Source organism: Mesorhizobium sp. USDA 4775 (genome assembly GCF_054062655.1).
This window is the reverse complement of the sequence record NZ_JBSSFM010000001.1, coordinates 1,192,666-1,210,064: the sequence shown is the minus strand read 5'-3', so window position 1 is coordinate 1,210,064 and position 17,399 is coordinate 1,192,666. Positions and strand designations below refer to the sequence as shown.

The following is a 17,399-nucleotide window of genomic DNA, read 5'->3' as shown; positions in this document are numbered from 1 at the left end:
TCAGCCCTCTTTTCTCCGCAGCCTGCCGCCGAGGCCGGCGAAGGTCTCGCTGCCGATCGACACGGTGAGCAGGATGACAGCGCCGTAAACGATGAGCAGCGCTCCGCTCGACAGGTTCAGCGCCGGCAAAAGGCCGGTGAGGATGGTGAGCACCATGGCGCCGGCGACGGTGCCGAGATAATGGCCGCTGCCCCCGAGGATGGAGGCGCCGCCGATGGCCACCGCCGCGATCGAGGTGAACAGATAGGCGTCGCCCATGCCGAGATAGGCCTGACCGGAATAGCCGGTCAAAAGCATGCCGGCGAAAGCGGCGGTGAGGCCTGAGATGACATAGGTGAGGATAGTGGTGCGTGCGGTCGGCACGCCGGAGAATTCGGCGACCGTGGCGCTGGTGCCTAGCGCGTAGAGATGGCGGCCGAACGCCGCCTTGGAGAGCAGCAGCGTCGCCACCAGGGTCAGCGCCAGCCAGATCAGCGCGATGACCGGAAAACCACCGAGCCGCCCGACCGACAGGAACTGGATCAGGGCCGGGGCCGAAGGCGTCGGCGAGCCGCCCGTCAGCACCAGGATCAGCCCTTGCAGGATGACGTTTGTGGCCAGCGTCATGATGATCGGCGGCACGCCGAACTGGGCAACGCCGATGCCGTTGATGAGGCCGATGAAAGCGCCGCCGGCAAGCAGCAGCGGCATGACCCAGACCAGCGGCAGATCCTGGCCGCCGCACAGCAGCGCCATGATGATGGCGGCCGAATTCAGCACCCAGGGCACCGACAGGTCGATGCCGCCGCCGATGATGACGAAGGTCTGGCCGAGCGCGACGATGCCGACGAAGGCGGCCAGCACGACGGTGGAGCGCATGTTGGAGACCGACAGGAAACCCGGCGAGAACAGCGCCGTGACCAGAAGCAGCACCACCATGCCGGCATAGGCGAGCACGATGAGGCGGTTGCGGGCAAGGAAAGCGCTCATTGGACACGGTTCCTTGCGGCTTTCTCGGCGACGGAACTGGCCAGCACCGAGAGCAACAGGATGACGCCGGAGGCGACCGGCTGCCAATAGCTCGACACATGCAGGACGAAGACCAGATTGCCTATCAGGGTGAGCACGAAGGCGCCGATCAGCGTGCCGGCGAGATGGCCGCGTCCGCCGAACAGGCTGACGCCGCCGATGACCGCCGCCGCCACCGAAGGCAGGATATAATCCTTGCCGATGGTGGGCGAGCCGGCGCCGGTCTGCGTCACCAGGAACAGCGCCGCACCAGCCGCGAACAGGCCGGACAGGCCATAGGTGACGAGGTTGACCCTTGCGATCGAGACGCCGGACAGGAAGGCCGACTTTTCGTTGGAGCCGGTCGCCTGGATGGCGATGCCGACCCGCGTCGCGCGAAACCACCACCAGAACAACAGCAGCACCAGCAGCATCCAGACCGGGCTGGTCAGGCCGAGGGGCTGTGCGGAAGCGAAGCCAACCCACCATGAGGGAATGCTGCCGCCATCGGTCGGCAGGATGATCATGGCGACGCCGTTGAGGATCGACCAGGTGGCGAGCGTGACCAGGAAGGGCTGCAGCTTGAGCAGCGAGATCAGCAGGCCGTTGAGTGCGCCGATCAGGAAACCGAGCGCCAGGATGATCAGCGCCCAAAGTGCCGTGATCGACGGATCGTCGGTAAAGCGCGTCGCCGCGATCACCGTGCCGAGGCTGATCATGCCGCCGATCGACAGGTCGATGCCGCCGCGCAGCAGCACGATGGTCTGCCCGGTCGCCGCCAGCATCAGCGTCATCGCCGCCGCCGTGTCGAGATTCAGTTCGTCCAGCGAGAAGACGCCGGATTGTAGGCTGCCATAGATGCCGACAATCAAGGCCAGCATCAGGCAGGCGACCAGGAACGGCGCGCGGTCGAGCAGGCGGCCGCGCCAGTCGATGGCCGGCTTGGTGGGCTTCGTCTCGGCCGGCCTCTGCGCCATCTCCACAGTCTGCTCCACGGACATCACCATGATTCAGGCCGCCCTGGTTTCAAGCATGGCGGCGCGCAGGATTTCCTCCTCCGAAATGTGATCCCCCTCCAGCGTCGCGGCAATGCGGCCGTTGCGCATCACCAGCACGCGGTCGGCGACATGGACGAGTTCCGGCATGTCGCTGGAATGGAACAGGATCGCATAGCCCTTGGCGGCGAGGTCGCGCATCAGCTGGAAAATCTCGCCCTTGGTGCCGACATCCACGCCGCGCGTCGGATCGTAGAGCAACAGCACGCGCGCCTGCGTCAAAAGCATCTTGCCGAAGATCACCTTCTGCTGGTTGCCGCCTGACAAGGTGCCGGCAAGCTGTTCCGACGTGCCGGCCTTGATACGCAGGAAATCGACCATCTCCTTGACGAGCGCCGCTTCCTTTTGCCGGCTGAGCAAGCCGTTTTCAGTGAAGCGCTTGATGACCGACAGCGTCAAATTCTCGCGCACGCTCTTGGTCAAAAGCAGGCCCTGGCCGCGCCGGTCCTCCGGTACCAGCGCGATGCCATCCTTGCCGGTCAGCGCCTGGCGCGGATTGCCGATCGAAACCGGCTTGCCCCACAGTTCGATCGAGCCGCTTGCCTTGGTGGCGCCGAACAGCGCCTGAAACAGTTCGCGCTGGCCATGGCCTTGCAAACCGCCGACGCCGAGCACCTCGCCTTCGCGCAGCGCGAAGTCGACGCCGGAAAGCCGGCTGCCGCTCGAAAACCCCTTTACTCCGAGAGCGATGCGATCTGTCGCGGTGGACACACGCTCGGGATAGAGCCGGTCGAGATGGCGGCCGATCATCTGGGTTACGATCTCATTGTCGGACACCGCATCGGCCTCATGCGCGGCGACGGTGCTGCCATTGCGGAAGATGGTCAGCCGGTCGGCGATGGCGCGCACCTCGGCCATGCGGTGCGAGATGAAAATGACCAGCCGGCCTTCGGCGGCGAGCTGCCGGGTGAGCTTGAGCAGCCATTCAGCTTCCCGCGCCGGCAGCGCCGAGGTCGCCTCGTCGAGGATCAGGATGCGCGGGTCCTTGGCCAGGCCCTTGGCGATCTCGACGATCTGCCGTTCGGCCAGGGTCAGCCGCCGCAGCTCCTGATCGGGGCGCAGCGCCGGGAAGTTGTATTTTTCCAGCAACGCCAGCGTCTTGCGGCGCATCTCCGTGCGGTTGACGGTGCCAAGCCACGTGCGCGGCTCATGGCGAAACCAGATGTTCTGTTCGACGCTGAGATCAGGGATCAGCGACAACTCCTGGAAGACTGCGGCGATGCCGCGTGCCTGCGCCGCATCCGGATTGGCCGGGCGATAATCCTGGCCATCAACCAGGATCGAGCCGCCATCATGCTGCACGGCGCCCGACAGGATCTGGATGAAGGTGCTCTTGCCCGCGCCATTCTCGCCAAGCAGGGCATGCACCTCGCCGGCACGGGCGCTGAATGTCGCCTCGCTCAGCGCGACAATGCCGCCATAGCGTTTGGACAGGCCGTTGACGGTGACAAGGTCCATGCATGCGCCTTCGAAAAGCTCTCCCGACATCTTGCGATGCCGGGAGACAGGGTCATGGTCACTGGATGTTACTTCGCCCCGGCGGCTTCCGCAGCGGTGATCTCTACCCAGTCGGGCGTGATCGGCAGCGTCAGGCCGGGCGCCTGGTCCGGGAAGGCATTTTCGCCAATGGCGATCTTGATCATCTTGGTGCCCGGATAGAGCTTGGACTCGAAGGGATCGGTGGTGACGAAATCGCCCTTGACCGAGACGGAACGCTCGGCCGGCTTCTTGCCGGTGTCGAGAATGTCGACCGCCAGCTTGATCGCTTCCGAGGAGAGGTAGGCCGGGTTGGAGCCCAGGATGCACTTGGCGCCTTGCGTCTGCGCGCAGGTGACGGCGGCGACATTGTAGGAGAAGCCGACGACCGGGACGATCGGCCGGCCGGCATCCTTCAGCGCCTGGATGGCGCCCGAGCCATAGCCTTGCGTCATGATGCCGTCGATCTTCGGATTGGCGGCGAGCAGCGCCGCGACACCCGACTGTTCCGGTCCGAGCGCATAGTTGCCGTTGTAGTAGCCGACGACCTTGATGTCGGGATATTTGGCCAGCACCTTCTCATAGCCCCCCTGCAGCTGCGCCGAGATCGGCGCGCCGGCGAGGCCGCGGTCGAGGATGATGTTGCCCTTGCCGCCGAGCTGCGTGGCCATCCACTCGGCCATGACGGAGGGGATGCGGTCCCAGTCGGAAGCGACGGCATAGGCGCAGGGTTCGGTCACCACCTGGTCGAAGGAGATGACGACGATGCCGGCGTCGCAGGCCTTCTTGATGGTCGGATTCAAGGCCGAGTCCGAACCGGCATCGACGAGGATGGCGTCCGGCTTCTGGCGGATGATGTTGTTCAGCGAGTTGATCTGCGCCTGGACGGTGTTCTCGACATTCTCGATCTTGAGGTCGACGCGGCCCTTCAGCGGCCCTTTGTTGACCGAGACGGTGGCGACGCGCTCCATCTGTTGGCGCCAGTCATTGCCGACGAAATTGTTCGAAAGATAGATGGTGTAGGGCTTCTTGTCCTCGGCGTGGCCAGTCTGCATGCCGGCAGCCATCATGGTGGCGGCAAAAGCTGCGAGGCCGATGTTACGGCTCAATGATTTCATGATTTTCTCCTCCCGTTTTTCGTTTCGCGCCCGATGCGGCGCATTGCAATTCACCAAATCAGGTTCCCGAGGCCTCCTTGGGGGTGATCTCCACCCAGCTCGGCGACACCGGCAAGGAAAGTCCCGGCGCGAGATCGGGAAATACGGTCTTGCCGAGCTCGATCTTCACCGCCGAGGAATTCGGCGCATATTTGGCATCGACCATATCCGTGGTCAGGCCGGGCGAATTGAACAGCACGGTGGTGTCGGCCGGCTTCTTGCCAGTGTCCAGTATGTCGACCGCGAGCTTGATCGCTTCGGCCGACAGCGACGGCGGATTGGCGCCGAGCCAGCATTTGGCGCCCTTGGTCTGCGCGCAAGTCACGCCGGTGCCGTTGAAGGCGGCGGCGACGATCGGCACCATCGGCCGGTCGGCATTCTGCAGCGCCTTGATGGCGCCTGTACCGTAGCCCTGCGAGAAGATGCCGTCGACTTCCGGATGCGCGGCGAGCAGGCTGGCGACGCCTTCCTGTTCGGGGCCGGCGGCATAGTTGCCGTTGAAATAGCCGACGATCTCGATGCCGGGATATTTCTTCAGCACGGCGCCAAAGTTCTTCTCGAACTGTTCCGAGATCGGCGCGCCGGCGAGGCCGCGATCCATGAAGACCTTGCCCTTGCCGCCGAGGATGGAAGCCATCCACTCGGCCTGGTTGTTGGCCATGATATCGAAATCGGAATGCATCTTGTAGGCGCATTCGGCAGACACGGTCTGGTCGAAGCTGACGACGATGATACCGGCGTCGCAGGCCTTCTTGATGGTGGGATTGAGCGCCTCGGCCGACGACGCATCGATGAGGATGGCGGCCGGTTTCTGGCGGATGATGTTGTTCAGCGAATTGATCTGCGCCTGAACGGTGTTCTCGGCATTTTCGATCTTGAGGTCGACGCGACCCTTCAGCGGCCCCTTGTTGACGGCGACATTGGCGACGCGTTCCATCTGCTGGCGCCAGTCATTGCCGACGAAATTGTTCGAGAGATAGATGGTGTACGGTTTCTGGGTCGCGGTATGGCCCGGCATCGCAGCCATCGACGCTGCGAACCCGGCAAGCGCCACGAAGCAGGCGCTCAAGCTCCTTAGTTTCATGGTCTTCCTCCCTGTATTTCCTGCCCAGCCGGTGATGGACTGCGCCATCTTAGTCGGATGAAGACGACAAATTGATACCGGTACCAATCGCTGTTGTCAATTTGCCCAGACTTCCCAAAGGCTGCGTCCGCGAGCCGAATTCGCAGGAGTTCTTCTCTTGCGACGTCTCCCGTGGCCGGCACTTCAGCCTAGCTATCATGCTATTATAATTTTATGGGCCTGTCTATGCGACGTCAGCAGAAAATCCCGCCTCCGGCGCGCTTCAGGACAGGTCGTTCGGCGCGTCGTAAGTGATGCTGAAGATATCGGCGGGGTGGCGGGCGACGGAGAATTCGATGCTGCGCTGGTCCGCCGACTGGTAGAGCATCTCTACCGTCAGCACCGGACTGCCGAGCGTTATGCCAAGGTCGGCGGCAACCGCCTCGTCGGCGATCTCGGCGCGCACCGTGACATGCGCCACGTCGAGCCGCAGGCCGAGATGTTGCTGCACCGAACGGAAGATCAGCACGTCCGAAAAATCCTCCCGCTTCAGGCGCGCGCCGATGTCGGGCGGGAAATAGGTGGTGATCTGCGCCTTGCGCTGTTCGCCGATCGACAGCACGCTGCGCAGGCAATAGCCGGCCTCGTCCTTGCCCATGCCGAAATGCCGCTGGAGCACGGGCGAAACCTCCTTGCGGTAGGATTTCACCGTCAGCTCGGCATCCTTGGTGAAGGCCGCCATGTCGGCGAAATTCTTGAACTTCCAGCTCAGATTGACCGAGGGGCTGCGCGCCGCGACCACGGCAGGCTTGGCCGAGCGCTTGCGGATCAGCCCGTCGGCTTCGAGATCGCGCAGCGCCTGGCGAACCGTGATCAGGCTGACGCCGAAATGCTCGGCAATGGCCGCTTCCTTCGGCAGTTCGCCGCCGACGGGGAAGGTGCCGTTGCCGATCGGTTCGCGCAGAATGTCGGCGAGCTGGCGGTAAAGCGGCCCGTTGGCGCGGCCGAGCGTGCGCCTGGGAAGACTGTCTATGGTGGGGTGGTCCATGTGCCTCGTCGCGTCTGTGTCGAAGCTTTTATAATAGCTTCCTGGGCCCGAGGCTAGGCAAGGCTGTTGACGATCAACCGTCTCAGACAAAGAGCCGAAGCGGCTGTTCGATCACCGATTTCAGGGTCGCGAGCCATGCGGCAGCGGTGGCCTCGTCAACACTTGCCGCATCTATCGTCAGCAGGCATTCGGCATGGCCGCCCGGCGTGTCGGGCGAAACGGTCAGGCGCATGGCACGGCCCGGCAGAAGCGGCGTCATCACCGGCCTGATGTCGCTCGCCGGCAGCAGCCGCAGGGATAGGGTCGCTGGCGTTCCCGTCCCATCCCGGCTGTCGGCCAATGCCGCAAGCCGCATGGCGCGCAGCGATGTCAGCGGCATCTCCGGAATCACTGCGAATACGGTTTGCCGACCCGCCAGTTCCAGCGCCACGCAAGCGCCACCTAACCTAGCTGCCTCCGGCATCTCGACAAATGCGCGACCGGCGGCTCGCAGCAGCACGTCGTCGATGGCGAACACATGCCCCGAGCTCTCAAGCGCCGCCAGCAGGTCTTCCAGCGCGCCAAGGGCAACGGAGGTGGCAAAGGCGGCGATCCGGGGCGCGGTCGGGGACAGGGGCGCTGCCGCGGGGGCGACTTTTGGCGAGACGACCGGCGCGGCAACCGGAACGAAGGCTTGCACATCGGCGGCCAGGATGCGGCCGCCCAGGCCGCTGCCGCGAAGTGTTTCGAGCGGCAGGGAACGCTCGCGCGCTAGGCGGCGGGCATAGGGCGAAACCGCCAGCCGGGTCTGCGCCGTCGCGATGTTCATTTCAGATACTCTGAATTCACGCAGTTGGTCAGCCGCCCCTCGGCGAGATAGGCGTGCACCACCTCGATCGATTTCAGCCGGAGGTCGCGCATCGACGCCGGGCTGTAGAAGGCGGCGTGCGGGGTGACGATCAGCCGATTGGCGATCCAAGGTTCTCGGGCGCGCCATGCGGCGAGCAGCGGATGATCGAGATCGCCGGGCTCGTTCGGCAAAACGTCGAGGCCGGCGCCGGAGACGATGCCCTCGCGCATCGCCGCTTCCAGCGCGTCGAGATCGACGATCGGACCGCGCGCGGTGTTGATGAGCACAAGACCAGGCTTGGCGGCGGCGAAGGCGGCCGCGCCAAGCAGCTTGCGGGTCTCCTCGCTGAGCGGCGTGTGGACGCTCACCACATCCGCCCGCTCCATCAATTCACTGAGCGAATGGACACGTTCGTAACCGGTCGACAGGTCGACACCGGAGAGAAGATGCGGGTCATAGAACACCACCTTCATATCGAAGGCGGCGGCGCGGCGCGCCGTCGCAAGTCCGATGCGGCCGAGACCGACAATGCCGAAGGTGGCGCCCTTGTGCCGGCGCACCAGCGGCGCCTTGGAAAAATGCCAGCCTCCGGCGCCATGGCTGGAAAGCTCCGCGCCATAGGCCGATGTGCCGCGCGTCAGCGCCAGCATGAGGCCGATGGCGTGGTCGGCGACCTCGGTGGTGCCATAGTCCGGCACGTTGCAGGCCGGAATCTTGCGCGCACCCCAGCCCGCCGTATCGATGTTGTCGAAGCCGACGCCGGAACGCACGGCGATGCGCGCCTTGGGAAAGGCCGATGGCGCGGCAGCGACATTGTGGGTGGGCGAATAGTTGATGACGGCGTCGACCACCTCGCAGACGGCAGGATCGAGTGCGGCTGCCTTGTCGTTGGTCGAGCGGGCGAGGATGAACTCCACATCGGGATAATGCTGCCGCTCGAGTTCGGCCTCGTCGGCGGCTTGCCAGTTGGCGCAAAGGATCTTCATGCTTGCCCTTCGGATTTCCTCGGTACGATGATTATTTCTTGATGCCGCCGATGCGGCCGCCCATCGGCACCACGGCGCCGACCGGCTGATCGATGGTGTTGAGCGTCCCGCTGACCGGTGCCTCGATCTCGACCACGGCCTTGTCGGTCTCGATCTCGGCGATCAGTTCGCCTTCCTTGACCGGATCACCGACCGCCTTCAGCCATTTGACGACAGTGCCTTCGCTGACGGTGAGATCACCGAACGGCATTGTGATCGGCTCGTCGTTGCTGGGAGCGGCAGCCGCTGAAGCGGCGGGCAAAGGTTTGGCTGGAGCAGGCGTTGGTTTAGCCGGCGCAGCGCTTTTCAGGCCGACCGTGTACCAATGGTCCGGCACCGGCGGTTGGCCTGATATGACATCGCGCACGCCCTGGGCGATGCGCGCCGTGTCGACCAGCATGGCGCGCTCCAGTACCGGCGCGAAGGGATGCGAGGTCGGCGCGGTGTGCAGCCTTCCGGGCGGGGCGTCGAGTTCGTCGAAGGCGAGTTCGTTGATGGCCTGGGCGATCTCGCCGCCAAGGCCGCACATCGCCCAGGCTTCGTCGACGATGAGCAGGCGATGGGTCTTTCGCACGCTGGCGACGATAGTGTCGATGTCGAGCGGCATGATGGTGCGGGGATCGATCACCTCCGCCTCGATGCCTTCACCAGCCAGCGCCTCGGCAGCCTCCAGCGCGCGCTGCACCATCTGGCCGGCGGCAACGATGGTGATGTCGGTGCCGGCCCGCGCAATGCGCGCGACGCCGAAAGGCACGAAATGCTCGCCGACCGGCACCTCGCCCTTGGAGCCGAACAGCGCCTTGGGTTCCAGCATGATGACGGGATCGCCGGCCCTGAGCGCTGTCTTCATCAGGCCCTTGGCGTCGGCAGGGGTCGACGGCACGCAGACGATAAGGCCCGGCATATGGGCAAAGACCGGATGATAGATGCCGCTGTGATGCGGGCCGGAGCTGCGCAGCGCGCCGGCGCCGACGCGCACCACCATCGGCGCGCTCATCAGGCCACTGGTCATGTAGCGCAGCTTGGCTGCCTGCAGGAAGATCTGGCCGGCGGTCTCAAAGGCGAAGTCGGCGAACATCAGGTCCGATACGGTGCGCGCACCGGTGGCCGAAGCGCCGACGGCGGCGGCGGTGAAACCCTGTTCGGAGATCGGCGTGTCGACCATGCGCTCGGCGCCGAATTCCTGCCATAGGTTTTTGGTGTGTGCGAAACTGCCGCCACGCTCGCCGGTGCCCTCGCCGAAATAGAGGATCGCCGGATTGGCGCGCATTTCCTCGGCGATGCCGTCGCGCACCGCTTCGAGCCAACCTTGCGTGCGCGTCTCGCCGACGGCGCGCGGCTGTAATGCGGCCGGCGGATTGATCGGATCGGCGAAGACATGCAGGCGCACCGTCGCCGGATCGGGCTCGGGCGACTTGCGGGCGAAGGTCAGCGCCTCCTCGACCACCTTTTCGATCCGCGCCTCTATTGCCGCGAGCGCCTCGGCATCGGCGATGCCATAGTCCTCGATCAACCGCTTGCGGAACATGTCGATGGGATCGCGCTTGACCCAGGCGTCGAGTTCCTCCTGCGTGCGATAGGTGCCGATGACCGGATCGCCCTCATGGTGACCGACGGTGCGGTAGGTTTTGGCCTCGATGAGCGTCGGGCCCTTGCCTGAACGGGCGCGCTCGGTGGCCTCCTTCATCGCCAGCCAGACGGCGAAGACGTCGTTGCCGTCGACCGCGACCCCAGGCATGCCGTAGGAGGCGGCCTTGGTGGCGATCTCTGGGTTCAGCGTGACCGACTTCAACGGCGTCGCGGTGGCGTAGAGGTTGTTCTCGCAGATGAAGACCGCCGGCGCCCGCTGCACGGCAGCGAAGTTGAGCGCCTCGTGGAAGCCGCCATGGTTGGCGGCGCCGTCGCCGAAGAAGGCGACGCCGATGTCGTCGCGGCCCTGCTGGCGGGCGCTCATGCCGATGCCGACGGCATGGCCGATGCCGGCGGCGACGATGCCGTTGGTGCCGAACAGGCCGACCGAACGGTCGTAGAGATGCATGGTGCCGCCACGGCCGCCGCAAATCCCGTCAACCTTGCCGAACAGCTCGGCCATCACCCGGCCGGGATTGGCGCCCTTGGCAAGTGCGTGGCCGTGGCCGCGATGGGTCGATGTGACCCAGTCGGTTGGCCTGAGATGCGCGCAGACGCCGACGCCTGTCGCCTCCTCGCCGATATAGAGATGCAGGAAGCCTGGCGTTTCGCCCTTGCGGCAGGCGATCTGGGCGATGCTTTCGAAGCGGCGCAACAGCACCATGCGTTCGAACAGGTCGAGCAGGATTTTTGGATCGGGCAGGTTTGGAGCGCCCTTGAAATCGTCGCGTGCGCGCGCCGCAGACATTGCCACCAAAGCCTCCCTGAAATGCGTCCGACGCCGGGCGGCAGAGCGCCGGCGGCGAGCTTGTTGGCCGCTCGCTTTGGCGCATCATAGATTATAATAGCATAATGTCTACTGGCTTCGGACAAAGCCGTGCGACGGCTAGAGTCTGGTGATCCGAACGGTCGCGTCGGGCCGCTGAAACAGCTCCGGCCGCAGGCTGAGACCCAGCCCCGGCCCTTCGAGCGGCGCGACGTGACCGTCCTTGACCGGCGGAATGTCGGCGACGATCTCGGTGTACCAGCCGGTGAAATAGGCGCGCACCGCCTCTTGGTAGTTGACGTTCGGCAAGGTCGCCGACAGCGCGCAGCTGGCGGCATAGACGATCGGCCCGGTGCAATCGTGCAAGGTCACCGGCAGTTCGCTGGCCTCGGCCATGTTGGCGATCTTGCGCGCCTCGGAGAGGCCGCCGCACCAGGCGAGATCGATCATGATCACGCTGGCCGCGCGCTTGTCGATCAGCTGCTTGAACATCTGCCGCGAGGCCAGCCGCTCGCTGGCGGCGATCGGGATCGAGGTATGGCGGGCAAGCTCGGCCATGGCGTCGAGCTCATTGTAGCGGATCGGCTCTTCCAACCAGGCGACGTCATGGGCTTTCAGCGCCTCGGCAATGCGCAGCACCGGCGGCAAGGTCCACAGGCCGTGCAGCTCGACCATGATTTCCATGTCGCGGCCGACGGCGTCGCGGATTTTCTGGAAAGGCTCCAATGCCTTGTCCAGATCGGCCAGCGAAATGCGGGTGCCGTTCGACGCTTCGGCGGCGATGTCGAACGGCCATATCTTCATCGCGCCGATGCCTTCGGATTTCAGGCTCCTGGCGAGATCGCCGGCATTGTAGCGCCAGGCGAGCAGGTCCTCGTAGGGGCCTTCGTTGGAATCGCCAGGCTTGAGCGACCAGTCCTCGCCCCGCTCGAACAGGGCGTTCTTCTTCTTCGTGGCGCGGACATGCTTGTAGCCGGCGCAGGTGTTGTAGATCGGCACGCTCTTGTGGGTGCGCCCGCCAAGCAGCCGCCAGACCGGCTCGCCAAGCGCCTGGCCATAGATATCCCACAGCGCGATGTTGACGGCGGAGTTGCCGCGTACCTCGGCGCCGGAATCGCGCGCGCCGACATAGACGCTGCCTAGCGTGCGATCATGCAGCTCGATGTCGCGCGGATCCTTGCCCAGCAGATAGGACGCGACATTGTCGTGGATATAGGCGGCGACCGGCCCCGGCGCCCAGAACGTCTCGCCGGTGCCGATCAGGCCGGCATCGGTGTGGACGCGCAGCCAGAACAGGAAGGGAAACTCCGCCAGCTGCAACGTTTCGAGCGCGACGACTTTCATCTTCTTCTCCCCATTGCAGCGGACCATGCGGTCGATGGGACAATAGCACATCGCCGTTGACAGCCACTTATGGTACCGGTATCAATTCCGTCAAGATGGCCACCGGGAGGGTGTTTTCTTGCCAGCCGAAAATCACAATACGCCGCCACGAAGAACACTCGTCACCGGTGCCGCCGGCGGCCTCGGTCGCGAGGTGGCGATCCAGCTGGCGCGGCGCGGCTGTGTCGTCGCGGTCACCGACATCAATGGCGAGGGCCTGGCCGAGACCGCCAGGCAGATCGGCGAAGCCGGCGCGGAAAGCGAGAGCATCGTCAGCGACTTCACCGGGGAAGGAGCGCCGGAGGCGGCGGTGGAGAAAGTGGTGGCGCGCTGGGGCGGCATCGACATCCTCGTCAACAATGCCGGCTATGGCGTGATCGAGCCCTTCCTCGACGCCACCTTCAAGGCCTGGACGCGCACGCTGGCGCTCAATGTCACCGCATTGGCCATGGCCTGCAAGGCAGCTGGCCGGGTGATGCGCGAGCAGCGTTCGGGGCGTATCATCAACATCACCTCGCCGGGTTCGCGCATGGCGCTGCCCGACTACACCGCCTACACGGCGAGCAAGGCCGGGGTCGATTCCATCACCCGCGCCGCGGCGGTGGCGCTGGCGCCCTATGGTGTGCTGGTCAATAGCCTGGCGCCGGGCATGATGGACACGGACATGCAGCGCTCGACCGAGGTCGACCTCGCCCGCGCCAATGGCCGCAGCGACCTGCAGGCCTTCCTCGACGAGCGCACCCGCCGCATCCCGCTCGGCCGCCGCGCCGAGATTGCGGAAGTCGCGGAAGCCGTCGTCTGGCTGTGCCTCGATGCGCCCAAATACATGACCGCCGAGCGGCTCAACATGTCGGGCGGGCTCGACAAGGACTGATCAGATGCTGCGAAACTCCCCACCCGGCAGCGCCGATATCGGCGCGCTCGAACGCAAGGCGATACAATTGCGCCATCACATGCTGACCATGGCGCGCGGCCAGGGCCAGGGCTACGTCGGCCAGGGCCTCGGCATCGCCGATGTGCTGGCCGCGCTCTACTTCCACGAACTGCGTTACGACCCGCACAATCTGGCGTGGGCCGACCGCGACCGCTTCCTGTTGTCGACCGGGCATTATTCGATCGCGCTGTGGGCAGCGCTGGCCGAGGCCGGCATCATCCCGGTCGAGGAACTTGCCACCTATGGCGCCGACAACAGCCGGCTGGAGATGTCGACGCTCGACACGACGCCCGGTGTCGAGGTCATCGGCGGCTCGCTCGGCCATGGGCTGGGACAAGGCGTCGGCCAGGCGCTGGGCCTGCGCATCGACAAATCCGAGGCGCGCGTCTTCGTCGAACTGTCCGATGGCGAAATGCAGGAAGGCTCAACCTGGGAAGCGGCGATGTCGGCCAGCCATTTCAAGCTCGACGGGCTGGTGGCGCTGGTCGACTGCAACGGCATCCAGGCCGACGGGCCTGTCGTCCTCGATATGGAGCCGGTCGCCGACAAATGGCGCGCCTTCGGCTGGCAGACATCGGAGATCGACGGCAACAACATGAAGGCGGTGGTCGGCGCACTGGCCGATGCGCGCGAGCGAAACGGCAAGCCGAAGGCGATCGTGCTGCGCACGCTGCCTGGCAAGGGCGTGCCGCGCATCGAAACCTCCGAGAAATCGCATTTCTTCCGCATCGACGTGGCGCAATGGGACGGCATCATCGCCGAGTTCGAAAAGACCGTGGGAGCAGCCCAATGAGCGGCGCGGCGACGGAGGCCGGCCGCACGCTGGCCATGGGTCAGGACGAAGCTGTTGGCGGTGGCCGGCAAAGCGTGGAGGCGCCGTTTGGCAAGGCGCTGGCGCGGCTCGGCCAGAACCGTCCCGACATTGTTGGGCTGACCGCCGACCTCGGCAAATACACCGACATCCTGCCGTTCCGCGACGCGTTCCCCGACCGCTTCTTCAATGTCGGCATGGCCGAGCAGAACCTGGTCGCTGTCGCCGCCGGGCTGGCGCGTACCGGCAAGGTGCCGTTCGCCACCACCTATGGCGTGTTCGCGACAAGGCGTGCCTATGATTTCGTCGCCATCGCGGTCGCCCACTCCAACCTTAACGTCAAGATCGTCGCCGGCCTGCCGGGATTGACCACCGGCTATGGCGGCACGCATCAGGCGATCGAGGATCTGGCACTGATGCGCATGATTCCCGGCCTGACCATCATCGACCCCTGCGACGCGACCGAGATCGAGGCGGCGACCGAGGCGATCGCCGAGCGTCACGGGCCGGTTTATATGCGGCTGCTGCGTGGCAACGTGCCTGTGGTATTTGAAGCCGGCTATCGTTTCGAAATCGGCAAGGCGCGGCAGCTTCGTAAGGGCTCCGATGTCGGCATCATCTCGACCGGCTTCATGACCGAGCGGGCGCTGGATGCGGCGGACGCGTTGCGAAAACAGGGCATCTCCGCCGGCCTGCTGCATGTGCCGACCATCAAACCGTTCGATGCCGAGGCGGTGGCCGCGTTCGCAGCCGGCGTCAGCCACATCGTCACAGCGGAAAACCATGTTGTCGTCGGTGGCCTGGCCAGCCTCGTTGTCGAGACCTTGTTCGACGCCGGCATTGCGAAGAAAGTCACCCGCATCGGCTTGCCCGACCGCTACATCGAATGCGGCGCGGTGCCGACCCTGCAAGCGAAATACGGCCTGACATCAGAGGCCGTCGTCGCCGCGATCATAGCCCTGGGTTAGGACCACCGCATGAAAATCACCGAAATCGAGACCTTTGCCGTCGGCGCCGGCTGGAAGAACTGGCTGTTCGTCAAGGTCCATACCGACAAGGGCATCCATGGGATCGGCGAAGGCACGCTGAACGGCTTCATCAAGACCACCGAAGCCGGCGTGCACGAGCTCAAGCATCTCGCCATCGGCCAGGATCCGCGCCGCATCAATGCGCTGGCCAGGCGCATGCTGGATAGTGTCTCGCTCGACGGCGGCCACATCCATCGCACGGTGATCGCGGCGATCGAGGTTGCCTGCTGGGACATTCTGGGCAAGAGCCTCGGCGTGCCGATCCACCAGTTGCTCGGCGGCCAGGTGCGCGACAGCGTGCTCGGCTACGCCAATGGCTGGTACCGCACCGAGCGCACGCCGGAGGCCTTCCTCGAGGCCGCCAAGGCGGTTCTGACCAAGGGGTTCAAGGCGTTCAAGCTCGACCCGTTCGGCACAGCGCAAGGTTTTATCTCGCGCGAGGAATTGGAGCTTTCCTACGCGATCTGCCGAAAATTGCGTGATGAACTGCCTCGGGACACGCTGATCCTGATCGACGTGCATGCGCGCTTCACCGAGATCGCCGCCCTGCAGGCAGCGCAGAAATTTGCCGATCTCGACATCTTCTGGTGGGAGGAGCCGACCTCGCGCGACCGGCAAGAGACGGTGCACGAAGTGGCGCATCGCTCACCGATCCCCGTGGCGACCGGCGAAATGTACGACACGGTCGGGCAATTCTACACGCTGGCCGCAGGTGGGGGCGTCAACATCTTCCAGCCCGAACCGATGTCGCTCGGCGGTATCGCGCCGTCCATGCAGGTGGCCAACCTCGCGCTTGCCCATGGCAGCCACATCGCCCCGCACCAGAGCGGCGGCCCGGTGGCGACGGCGGTGTGCCTGCAGCTGGCGGCCGCGGTGCCGAACTTCCTCATCCAGGAGCACTTCGACGCTTTCAACGACCCGTGGACGCGCGATCTCGTGACCTGGCACCCGACCGTCGATCCGGACAATGGCCATCTGTCACTGCCCGACGCGCCAGGCCTTGGCATCGATCTCAACATCGAGGCGATCAAGAGCCACCCTTACGATCCCAACGCCTATCTCAACGTCCATGCGGAAGGATGGGAAAAACGGCTCGGGCGGCGGGAAGACGCGGGGCAGCGTGCTTTCTAATCCGTCACGCGCTTTCGCGATCGACGATCTCGAAGCCGAGGCTGGTGATGGTCGGCACCTTGGTGTCGCCGCCGAGCCGTGCCAGCAATTGCCGCACCGCACGGCGGCCCATCTCGTAGCGGTTGACCTTCACCGTGGTCAGCGGCGGATAGAGCTGCGCGGCGAGATCCATGTCGCCATAGCCGGCGATGGCGATCCTGCCCGGCACCGCCCAGCGCCGGCGGTGGCATTCCTGCACGGCGCCGACCGCGAGCGTGTCGCTGGAAAAGAAGATGGCATCGATATCCCGGTGGCGGGAGGTCAGCGTCACCAGCGCCTCGGCACCGCCCTGCGCGGTGATCGGCACTTCGACCTCCATATCGGCATGGTTCTTGATGCCGAGTTCCGTCAGGGCGGCGTGGTAACCGGTGCGGCGCTGCCGCAGGCGGTCATTGCCGTGGATCGGCGTCGAAACGAAGCCGATGCGCTTGTAGCCCTTGGCCGCCAGATGCATGGTCATGGCATAGGCGGTCTCGAAGTTGGAGACGCCGACCACCATGTCGATCGGCTTGCGGCCCTTGATTTCGGAAATTTCGACCACCGGGGCGCCGCTGCTCTTCAGCAAGGCGCGCGCGGTCTCGCTTTGCACGAAGCTCTGCAGGATCATGCCGACCGGGCGCCAGCCGAGCAGGTTGCGGATCGACTTCTCCTCGGCCTCCTGCGTGAACTCGCCTTGCACCAGGAGCATCGAGTAGCCGCTCTCATGGCATTCGTCGGACATGCCTTGCACCTGTTCGGCAATGCCCGAATTGATCAGCGGCGGCACGACAGTGCCGATCATGCGGCCATTGCCGCGCATGCTGGACGCAAGCCGGTTGGGTACGAAGCCGGCCTGCTCGATGGCTTCCAGCACTTTGGCCCGCGTTTCCGGCGAGACCATGTCGGGATTAGACAGCGCGCGCGACACCGTCATCGGCGCCACACCGACACGCTTGGCGATCTCGCGAACGCCGAGGCGTTGCGGCTTCTTTTCGCCCGCCGGCGGCTTGTCGACCATCACCATGCTCCAAGAAAGCGCTATCCACCAAGGCAATGTCC

The 17,399-nt window shown here is 65.0% G+C and carries 15 protein-coding genes; 4 read left to right on the top strand and 11 right to left on the bottom strand.

Annotated elements, in window-relative coordinates; genetic code table 11:
- The 10 genes from ACVILI_RS06125 to ACVILI_RS06080 form a co-directional block, all read right to left on the bottom strand.
- Positions 1-969, bottom strand: a complete 969-nt coding sequence (locus ACVILI_RS06125; protein WP_038651383.1) for an ABC transporter permease — start codon at positions 967-969, stop codon at positions 1-3.
- Positions 966-1,988: an ABC transporter permease gene (locus ACVILI_RS06120; RefSeq protein ID WP_457102738.1), complete on the bottom strand. Its 1,023-nt coding sequence runs from the start codon at positions 1,986-1,988 to the stop codon at positions 966-968. Before ACVILI_RS06120 ends, ACVILI_RS06125 begins: the two co-directional genes overlap by 4 nt.
- A 9-nt stretch (positions 1,989-1,997) precedes the next feature.
- Positions 1,998-3,500, bottom strand: a complete 1,503-nt coding sequence (locus ACVILI_RS06115; RefSeq protein ID WP_240564615.1) for a sugar ABC transporter ATP-binding protein — start codon at positions 3,498-3,500, stop codon at positions 1,998-2,000.
- Positions 3,501-3,568: 68 nt separating this feature from the next.
- Entirely contained in the window at positions 3,569-4,636 is a 1,068-nt protein-coding gene (locus ACVILI_RS06110) for a substrate-binding domain-containing protein (RefSeq protein WP_038653674.1), read from the bottom strand.
- A 58-nt stretch (positions 4,637-4,694) separates the two neighbouring features.
- Positions 4,695-5,759, bottom strand: coding sequence for a substrate-binding domain-containing protein (locus tag ACVILI_RS06105; RefSeq protein ID WP_032920846.1), 1,065 nt, complete (start codon positions 5,757-5,759; stop codon positions 4,695-4,697).
- A 262-nt stretch (positions 5,760-6,021) separates the two neighbouring features.
- Complete coding sequence (locus ACVILI_RS06100) at positions 6,022-6,786, bottom strand: GntR family transcriptional regulator (RefSeq protein WP_457102356.1); 765 nt, start codon at positions 6,784-6,786, stop codon at positions 6,022-6,024.
- Positions 6,787-6,868: 82 nt separating this feature from the next.
- Complete coding sequence (locus ACVILI_RS06095) at positions 6,869-7,594, bottom strand: E3 binding domain-containing protein (protein WP_038651372.1); 726 nt, start codon at positions 7,592-7,594, stop codon at positions 6,869-6,871.
- The gene (locus ACVILI_RS06090; RefSeq protein WP_038651369.1) at positions 7,591-8,601 is read right to left on the bottom strand and encodes a C-terminal binding protein; all 1,011 of its coding nucleotides are present in this window, start codon (positions 8,599-8,601) and stop codon (positions 7,591-7,593) included. The genes ACVILI_RS06095 and ACVILI_RS06090 overlap by 4 nt, the downstream gene beginning before the upstream one ends.
- Positions 8,602-8,632: 31 nt before the next feature.
- Entirely contained in the window at positions 8,633-11,017 is a 2,385-nt protein-coding gene (locus tag ACVILI_RS06085; protein WP_240564614.1) for a thiamine pyrophosphate-dependent enzyme, read from the bottom strand.
- A 138-nt stretch (positions 11,018-11,155) separates the two neighbouring features.
- The gene (locus ACVILI_RS06080; protein WP_038653668.1) at positions 11,156-12,379 is read right to left on the bottom strand and encodes a mandelate racemase/muconate lactonizing enzyme family protein; all 1,224 of its coding nucleotides are present in this window, start codon (positions 12,377-12,379) and stop codon (positions 11,156-11,158) included.
- 118 nt (positions 12,380-12,497) lie between these two features.
- Between ACVILI_RS06080 and ACVILI_RS06075 the strand changes: the two genes are divergently transcribed.
- From ACVILI_RS06075 to ACVILI_RS06060, 4 genes are read left to right on the top strand one after another with little or no spacing between them, the layout of a single operon-like run.
- Complete coding sequence (locus ACVILI_RS06075) at positions 12,498-13,292, top strand: SDR family NAD(P)-dependent oxidoreductase (RefSeq protein ID WP_019862572.1); 795 nt, start codon at positions 12,498-12,500, stop codon at positions 13,290-13,292.
- Between the two features lie 4 nt (positions 13,293-13,296).
- The gene (locus ACVILI_RS06070; protein ID WP_038651366.1) at positions 13,297-14,145 is read left to right on the top strand and encodes a transketolase; all 849 of its coding nucleotides are present in this window, start codon (positions 13,297-13,299) and stop codon (positions 14,143-14,145) included.
- Positions 14,142-15,131: a transketolase family protein gene (locus ACVILI_RS06065; RefSeq protein ID WP_240564613.1), complete on the top strand. Its 990-nt coding sequence runs from the start codon at positions 14,142-14,144 to the stop codon at positions 15,129-15,131. Before ACVILI_RS06070 ends, ACVILI_RS06065 begins: the two co-directional genes overlap by 4 nt.
- Before the next feature lie 9 nt (positions 15,132-15,140).
- Complete coding sequence (locus ACVILI_RS06060; protein WP_038651363.1) at positions 15,141-16,322, top strand: mandelate racemase/muconate lactonizing enzyme family protein; 1,182 nt, start codon at positions 15,141-15,143, stop codon at positions 16,320-16,322.
- A 4-nt stretch (positions 16,323-16,326) separates the two neighbouring features.
- Here ACVILI_RS06060 and ACVILI_RS06055 read toward each other — a convergent pair whose 3' ends face one another.
- Positions 16,327-17,358, bottom strand: coding sequence for a LacI family DNA-binding transcriptional regulator (locus ACVILI_RS06055; RefSeq protein WP_027047628.1), 1,032 nt, complete (start codon positions 17,356-17,358; stop codon positions 16,327-16,329).
- Positions 17,359-17,399 lie beyond the last annotated feature (41 nt).